We start from the raw sequence: 8,370 nt of genomic DNA, 5'->3' as shown, positions 1-8,370 counted from the left end.
CAGCCCTCCTGAAAAATAAGCAACCCCTCATTAAAGCTTATAAAAAGAATCACCAGGAATTATGGTCACTTGCCGTGGACGGTCAGGGAGACATGTTACGCGCAGGAAATCGCTTGTACGCAGCAGGAGCCAAGACACTTTCTGCAATTACACTTCCTGTCAAAAAGGATCAAAAACCAAAAATCGCCTGGCAGATTCCTATTAAAGGGCAAGTCTTAAGATTAGTCGCGGCAGATGATAAGTTATTCGCGGTGACTTTAGAGGGAGAAATCAAGGCATTCGGTACTTCCAGCGACGATTCAACACCTCAGTCAATTGTGCAGAAGAATTCTGATACATTGATTTCCAATCCGAACTCCATCAAGAAAGCAAAATCGTTACTGGAAACAACACAATCAAAAAAAGGTTATATGATCTGCTATGGAGCAGATAACCAACCGCTATTTGACGCATTCCTGCAACATTCTCCATTACGATTAATTGTCATCGAAAATGATCTTTCCAAAGTGCAGGATTTGCGAACGAAATATGATGCACTGAATTTGTATGGTTCTCGTATTACGGTTCATCAGGGAACTCCTGATTCATTCCAGGCACCGCAACATATTGCGAGAATTACTTTAATTAGTGATACTTTCGCCCGTACTCTCAGCTCCAAACAGCTAAAACAAATCTATCGCTCCGTTCGACCGTATGGAGGTGTTATCTCGATTCCAGCAGAGAATCAAACACAGAAGAACCATTTTAAATCTATTGTTGATGAGTCAAAACTACCTAAGGCAAAACTGAACCTTGTTTCCAGCGGAATACTCATTCAACGTAAAGGAGCACTTCCGGACTCAGCAGACTGGACCCATCAATATGGCGATATTGCCAATACGGTGAAATCAAATGACAAAAGGGTCAAACTCCCATTGGGTGTTCTCTGGTTCGGCGGAAATACTCACGACGATATTCTTCCCCGTCATGGCCATGGGCCTCCGGAACAGGTTGTCGGCGGTCGAACGTTTCTGGAAGGCATGAATAGTCTAAGTGCACGCGATGTTTATACGGGCGAAGTTCTCTGGCACAGAGAATTTGAAGATCTGGGTACGTTTGGCATCTACTTTAATACTACCTATAAGGACACACCTCTGAGCACACAATACAACCAGAAACATATTCCAGGGGCTAATTCTCGCGGGACGAATTATATTGCCACGGCCGAGAAAGTTTATTTAGCCATCGGTTCAGAATGCCATGTTTTAAATGCCGCCGATGGGAGTACACAACAAATCATTAAGCTGCCTAATCCCGAGAATGCCTGGGCTTTTATCGCCGTCTATGATGAAATCCTCTTAGCGGGAAATGGCTTTGCACATTATGGGAAACGACTGGATGAAAAACCTGGCAAAGATGGACCCTCTGCGACCGACCTCTCAGCTAGCCAGGGGTTGATCGCGTATGACCGTCATTCTGGAGAAAAAATCTGGCAAGTCGATGCGATTAATTCTTTCTTGCATAATGGTATTGTTGCAGGCAAGAATCGTATTTATTGTCTCGACAAATTACCGGCCAGTGCCGAGAAAAAGCTCTCAAGGCGCGGCTTGGCTGATCCGAAAAAATATCGCATTCTTTGTATCGATGCGTTAACAGGAAAAGAACTCTGGTCGACGAATCAGAATATCTTCGGTTCCTGGTTAGGATACTCGAAAAGTCACGACCTTTTACTACAGGCGGGCGCACGTGCCAAAGATCGCCTGAGTGATGAAATAGGACAAGGGATGCTTGCCTTTCAAGGCGATACCGGCAAGGTGCTCTGGCATAACAAAGACCGAAAATATACCGGGCCTTGTGTCTTACATAATGATCTCATCATCACCTCAGCAAATTCTTATGAAGTGTCCGGTGGAGCCTTTAATATTGTTGATGGGACTCCTTATTCAATCATCAATCCCATTACAAAGCAAAAAGAACCGTTAAAATTTTCGCGTACTTATGGTTGTAATTATGTCATTGCCAGTGAAAACTTATTGACATTCCGCTCGGGAGCTGCCGGATTTTATGACTTGGAATCACAAAGCGGAACCGGAAACTTTGGTGGATTCAAATCGAGTTGTACTTCCAATTTAGTGGTTGCAAATGGTGTTTTAAATGCACCAGATTATACTCGCACCTGTAGCTGTTCTTATCAGAATCAGACCTCACTGGCTCTGATTCATATGCCGGAAATTGAAGTATGGACAAACAGCCAATTAGGTACGGGCCCCGCCTCTGCTTCTCTGGTAAAGCAGGCAGGTGTTAATTTCGGCGCACCCGGGGATCGTCGATCAGAGAATGGAACCCTCTGGCTTGATTACCCCAGTGTCGGCGGCCCCTCTCCCGATTTGAAAGTCACTCTTTCCAATCATGATTTTGGACGTTTCAGACACCATTCTCTCAAAATCAAAGTCCCCATTCCAAAACATGGATTAAACTGGGTTGCTGCTTCGGGAATTGAAAACCCGCAAAAGATTACGATCGAAATCAACCAACAAACGAAAGCAAAAGCACCTGAGGGAATCCCTATTGCTGGAGTGGATGACGATGCTGAAGAGGGTTCTCGTGGTGAAGTCAAATTGCATAGTAGCGACCTGGAGTTGGGACTTGATGGAAAAGATCCGTCTATTGTCGGACTGCGATTCACAAACATCCCTTTAACTTCTGCAGATGACCTTGAAGCAGCTTATATTCAATTCACTGTGGATGAGCTGGGAAATTCAACCAGTAAACTAAAAATCCAAGCGGAAAACTCAGTCAATTCGCAGCCATTCGTGGAAACGAAAAGTAACATTTCTGCTCGTAGACGAACGAAAGCCTATGCAGAGTGGTCTCCCGCGGCATGGTCAAAACTCAATGCGAATGGTTCCCGCCAGGCGACCACCGACCTGACCCCCCTGCTCAAAGAAATTCTCGCAAACAAAGAGTGGAAAGCAGGGAATTCTATTTCATTCCTGTTTACAGGAACTGGGACTCGAATTGCCAAATCCTATAAGGGCGCAAGTTCCGGATCAGCGCGACTTGTACTGAAAACCAAATCACAATCACTGTTGGCGAAAGAAACTCGTAAACAATCAGCAACGGAAAAATCCGCCAGTCGGTATACAATCAAACTCACGTTTACCGAACCTGACGATAAAGTCCAATCCGGAGAAAGACAGTTCGATATTGGATTGCAGGGAAAACGAGTAATTCAAAACTTAGATATCGTTCAAGAAACAGGACAGTCTATGCGATGTTTAGTCAAAGAGTTCCCTGGGATTCCCGTGAACGATCAGATCGAAATTGAATTCAACGCCGCCGATGATTCAAAATATCCGCCCGTTATTTCCGGCATTGAAGTGATCAGCGAAATCTAACACATCTGTTTGAAAACATTTTATACCAGCTCAGGAAGTGAGTGGCGTCTTTGTTTTCTCTGATGTCCAGTCTTTCAGGTGTAACTGAACGCTTTCAAAGCCACGAAAACGATTGATGCTTGGGGCAAAGCTGATGGAAAAAGGGCCGCCTTCGTCTTCCATTTGACTGGCCCATTCACCTTTACCGAAGGCAATCGCGCGGATCTTTGTTTTTTGTTGCAGGAAGACGATCGAAAGATGGCGTCCCCCTTCTCCCATAGTGCGTGGAGGTTCTGCCAACTCAACTCGTGTCGCTACAAACTGAGGGCGTGGATTCTCTTGCCCAAAAGGACCAAGACAATCCAGCTCACGAACTGCCTTTTTTGTAATTTCATTTAAACAGACTTCTGCATCAATGCGCACTTGCAAATCATATTCGGATGGTTGGGGAGCACAGGCAGCATATTCAGCAAATGCCAGTCGAAATCCTTCAATACGATCTTCATCGATTTTGAGACCCGCCGCAGCCTGATGACCTCCATAGCGGAGTAAGTGTTCGGAGCAGGATGAAAATCCCGCATGCAGATCAAATCCGGCAAACGATCGAGCAGACCCCTGACCTGTTCGAGAACTGGCATCTAATGCAATCAGGACTGTAGGTTTTTCAAAATGTTCTGCAATTCGATTTGCCACGATACCAATAACACCCGGATGCCAATCTTGATGTGCTAATACCAACGCACTGTGATTGGACCATTCGTCATTCTCCTCAACCATTTCTTTGGCTTGCTTCATAATCCTTCGCTCAACAGTTCTGCGATTTTTGTTGAGTTCGTCGAGGTAAGTCGCCAGCTGACTGGCTCTTTCCTGATTATTCGTTGTTAACAGTTCGACTGCTAATCGTGCCTGCCCTAAGCGACCCGCGGCATTTAAACGAGGGGCTATAGCAAATCCAATATCTTCGGTATCGAGTCTCTGATCAGATTTAATCTCCGCAACTTTCATTAATTCCTGCAAACCCAACGGTGCTTTATCTGCCAGAGCATTCAACCCATATCGTACGAGAATTCGATTTTCACCAACTAAAGGGACCACATCGGCAACAGTACCAATTGCGGCAAGACCAACTGCACATTTCAGATACTCACGCATGACCGGAGATGCCTTCTGACCGTCGCCCAGTTTTTGGCAAACTGCCCAGGCCAGCTTCAAAGCAACACCGGCACCACACAAATGAGGGAATTCATAATTACCATCCGGTAATCGAGGATGAACTAGACAATTGGCATCCGGTAGCTGATCACTCATCTGATGATGATCGGTAATGATCAACTCCAACCCTAATTCTTTCGCGAGGGCAGCTTCTTTCAGACTTGAGATTCCACAATCGACGGTCACCAGTAAACGGCTGGGATCTTCCTCATGCAGTGCCCGAATTGAATCGCAATTCAAACCGTAACCATCATCCAGACGGTTGGGGATAAAGTAGTCGCATTGCCCATTCGCTAATGTGATGCATTGCAATAAAATGCTGGTCGCTGTCATACCATCGACATCGTAGTCACCATAGATCGTAATGCGTCGCTTGGCATTCAGTGCAGCAATCACTCGTTCAGCAGCTTCTTCAATCCCCGACATGGAACTGGGTTCCAGCAAGTCTGTCATGCGTGCATCAATAAAACTGCGCGCTGACGGTGCGTCTCTGAATCCTCGCGCGATTAAAACTTGCGCCAACAAAGGAGAGACCTTCATATCCGAACTGAGACGACGGACCTGTGATTCATCGTGGGGCGCAAATCGCCAGTTTTGAGTCATCCTTGCTCTCGATCAGAATAAGAAGATAAAATGCCTGATTGCAATGCTTACGAATATTTAAACAGAGTCGCGTCCGACTGTCAAAACCAGCGGATTGATTATCTGTACAAAATGAAAGACATTCGATCTACCTCAAGCAAAAACGAACCAGAGAAGCGACTCGAATGTCGACTTATCAGTAGAAGCAGGTGCATAATCGATCTAATCCACCTGATCCTCAGTGCGGCAAGCACAGATCTCGGTGTCGGGACTTGTGGGGACCTGAGATCAAGACTAAACTGTATGCTTCTTTGACTTTCACGGTACCCATGTTTCTGTTTAGATTACGAATTAAGGTTTTGGGATGAAACAAGTTCTTTCTGCGTTAGTAGTGAACCAGCCCGGTGTATTAGCCCATATTTCGGGAATGCTTGCATCGCGTGCGTTCAATATCGAAAGTTTAGCTGTCGGTGAAACAGAAGAACCGGAATTTTCCAGAATCACTTTTGTCGTAGGTGATTACAACAAGCTCGATCAGGTCAGAAAACAGTTGGAAAAACTGGTCACAGTTGTGAAAGTCGTCAATTTTTCAGGGCAAGACTACGTCGAAAGAGACCTGATGCTGATGAAAGTAGCGACTCCTGGAAAATCACGGTCAGAAATTCGTGAATTAGTCGACATTTTCCGTGCGAAAATCGTTGACGTGAGCTCTGAAAACGTGATGATCGAAATCTCAGGTCAGGAATCCAAAATCAATGCATTCATTGACATGATGAGACCTTTTGGAATACTTGAGATCGTACGTACAGGGCGAATCGCACTATTACGCTCAGAAACAGTGAAAGCAGACGTTGATTCAGAGACTGTGGAAACTGTTTAACAACTCCATCAGAGCATTTAGCAATGTGATTTACAGCTGAATGACTCTCATCGAGCAGGAAGTTGTTTCCAAAGATATTGTTGAAGCAGCTTTTTGGCTGTTCAAGTTCTAATAGAAGCAGAACCGGTTTTGCTTCTCTCAGCCTTACATCATTACAAGAGATCAGGATTATGGCAGTAACAATTTATTACGATGATGATGCAGATTTGTCCCTGTTAAAAGATAAGACAATTGCCATTCTTGGCTATGGTAGCCAAGGACATGCACAAGCACAAAACCTGCGTGACAGTGGTTGCAATGTCATTATTGGACAACGTAAAGGAAGTGAAAACTACGATCTAGCTGTCAGTCACGGCTTTGATCCAGTCTCTCTTGCTGAAGCGACAAAACAAGGAGATCTGGTTAATATCCTGCTGCCTGATGAAGTTCAGGGTGATCTCTACAAAAGCGAAATTCTTCCCAATTTGAGTAAGGGAAATATCCTTTTATGCTCGCATGGATTCAATATACACTTTAATCAGGTTGTCCCTCCTGTGGGAGTAGACGCTGCATTGGTCGCCCCCAAAGGTCCAGGTCACCTGGTTCGCAGCGAATATGTCGCAGGCGGTGGTGTTCCTTCATTAATTGCTTTATCAGATGATGCAGCTGAAAGTACTCGTCAACTGGCATTAGCATACGCGAAAGGTATCGGCGGAACTCGTGGCGGTGTGATCGAAACCTCTTTTGCTGAAGAAACAGAAACGGACCTTTTTGGAGAACAGGTTGTACTCTGTGGTGGTGTCAGCGAATTAGTGAAAGCCGGTTATGACACGCTGGTAGAAGCCGGTTATCAGCCGGAAATGGCTTATTTTGAGTGTATGCACGAATTGAAACTGATCGTGGATTTATTCTACCAGGGTGGTTTGAATTACATGCGATACAGTGTTTCAAATACAGCCGAATACGGTGATTACTCAAGTGGTCCTCGAATTGTTACAGACGAAACCAGAAAAGAAATGAAGAAGATTCTCTCAGAAATTCAATCGGGAGAGTTTGCCAGGAACTGGTTGCTGGAAAACAAAGCCAATCAGGCCTCATTCAAAGCGATCCGCCGTTTAAATAAACAGCATCCGATCGAAACCGTCGGAAAAGAACTCCGCCGCATGATGAGCTGGATCGATTCAAAAGAAGTCTAAACCAGTTCAGCAGATCCCAGAAGCATCTATGTGGCAAAGACTTATTGAAGTCTTTGCCACTTTTTTTTGGATCGAACTCTCTTCCCTTAATTTGATAAAATGGTTCAAATGATAACTATTTCATCCCCACTTGTCATTGATAATACACCGTCGTATAAAAAGAGAGAGAGTTAATCACACTTCCATTTGGAATTTGAGACATGACATCACCGTCGCTTCCTCTACACTCACAACACCAGCGAAACTATCATGATAACAGGTTTGTTTATCCCGTGTTGTCCCGTCGCAGCAAGGGTATCTCGATCGGGATCAACTTGAATCCCGATAAAATCTGCAATTTTGATTGTATTTACTGCCAGGTCGATCGCAGAGAAGAATCAGAAACCCGTTTTGTCGAGTTCGATCAACTGCTGGCAGAGCTGGATCATATGCTGAACTTTGTAATCAGTGGGGAGATTTATCAGGATGAAAAATTTTCCTCAGTCCCTTCAGATCTCAGAAGATTGAACGATCTTGCTTTTTCTGGTGATGGAGAACCAACGACGTACCGCAACTTTGACAAGATCGTCGAATATGTCGCAGAATTAAAAATGAAGTATCAGGCCGATCAGGTCAAAATGGTATTAATCACAAATGCCAGTATGTTTCACCGGAAAAGCACGCAGAATGCCCTCAAGATTCTCGATCAAAATCAGGGGGAGATCTGGGCCAAACTTGATGCAGGTACTGAGGACTACTTCAAAAAGATTGATCGTACGAAAATCCGGTTTCAGCAAATTCTGGATAATATTTCGCTTGTTGCAATACAAAGACCGATCGTCATTCAGAGTCTTTTTATGCTGGTCAACCAGGAACCTCCTGATGCAGCAGAAATTGATGCTTACTGTATGAGACTGAATGAAATTATCAGCGCAGGCGGACAAATAAAACTGGTGCAGGTCTATACCATCGCACGCCAAACTGCTGAAGACTATGTCGCTTCACTTTATACAGAACAGGTGGATGAAATTGCCCGGAAAGTGAAAGAAAAAACGAGGCTCACTACAGAAGTCTATTACGGAAACGCCGACTGACAGAGAAGCGCTCTCTGTCAGTCATTTGGCGATGCGAGCGCAATTTCCTTATTCATCAAGCTGAACGGGTTCCAGATCTTTGGTATTCCGTT

Annotated in this window: 5 protein-coding genes; 4 read left to right on the top strand and 1 reads right to left on the bottom strand. The window is 44.7% G+C overall.

Annotated features, from left to right (window positions below; translation table 11 throughout):
- Positions 1 to 3,377: malectin domain-containing carbohydrate-binding protein (locus Q0668_RS06755; protein ID WP_298861746.1), on the top strand; the 3,377-nt coding region annotated here is incomplete at its 5' end.
- 30 nt (positions 3,378 to 3,407) lie between these two features.
- Here the strand turns inward: Q0668_RS06755 and recJ are convergent.
- On the bottom strand, positions 3,408 to 5,171 hold the full coding sequence (gene recJ / locus Q0668_RS06750) for a single-stranded-DNA-specific exonuclease RecJ (protein ID WP_298861743.1): 1,764 nt from the start codon (positions 5,169 to 5,171) through the stop codon (positions 3,408 to 3,410).
- A 343-nt stretch (positions 5,172 to 5,514) separates the two neighbouring features.
- On the opposite strand from recJ, the gene ilvN reads away from it, so the two are divergent.
- The 3 genes from ilvN (at position 5,515) to Q0668_RS06735 (ending at position 8,278) form a co-directional block, all read left to right on the top strand.
- Entirely contained in the window at positions 5,515 to 6,030 is a 516-nt protein-coding gene (ilvN, locus tag Q0668_RS06745) for an acetolactate synthase small subunit (protein ID WP_298861740.1), read from the top strand.
- 170 nt (positions 6,031 to 6,200) lie between these two features.
- Complete coding sequence (gene ilvC / locus Q0668_RS06740; RefSeq protein WP_298861737.1) at positions 6,201 to 7,205, top strand: ketol-acid reductoisomerase; 1,005 nt, start codon at positions 6,201 to 6,203, stop codon at positions 7,203 to 7,205.
- Between the two features lie 200 nt (positions 7,206 to 7,405).
- Positions 7,406 to 8,278, top strand: coding sequence for a radical SAM protein (locus Q0668_RS06735; protein WP_298861732.1), 873 nt, complete (start codon positions 7,406 to 7,408; stop codon positions 8,276 to 8,278).
- Positions 8,279 to 8,370 lie beyond the last annotated feature (92 nt).

This window comes from uncultured Gimesia sp. (assembly GCF_937910335.1).
In the GTDB taxonomy this organism is placed as follows: Bacteria; Planctomycetota; Planctomycetia; order Planctomycetales; family Planctomycetaceae; genus Gimesia.
Note: the sequence above shows the minus strand (reverse complement) of the source record. Positions and strands in the feature narration are given on the sequence as shown.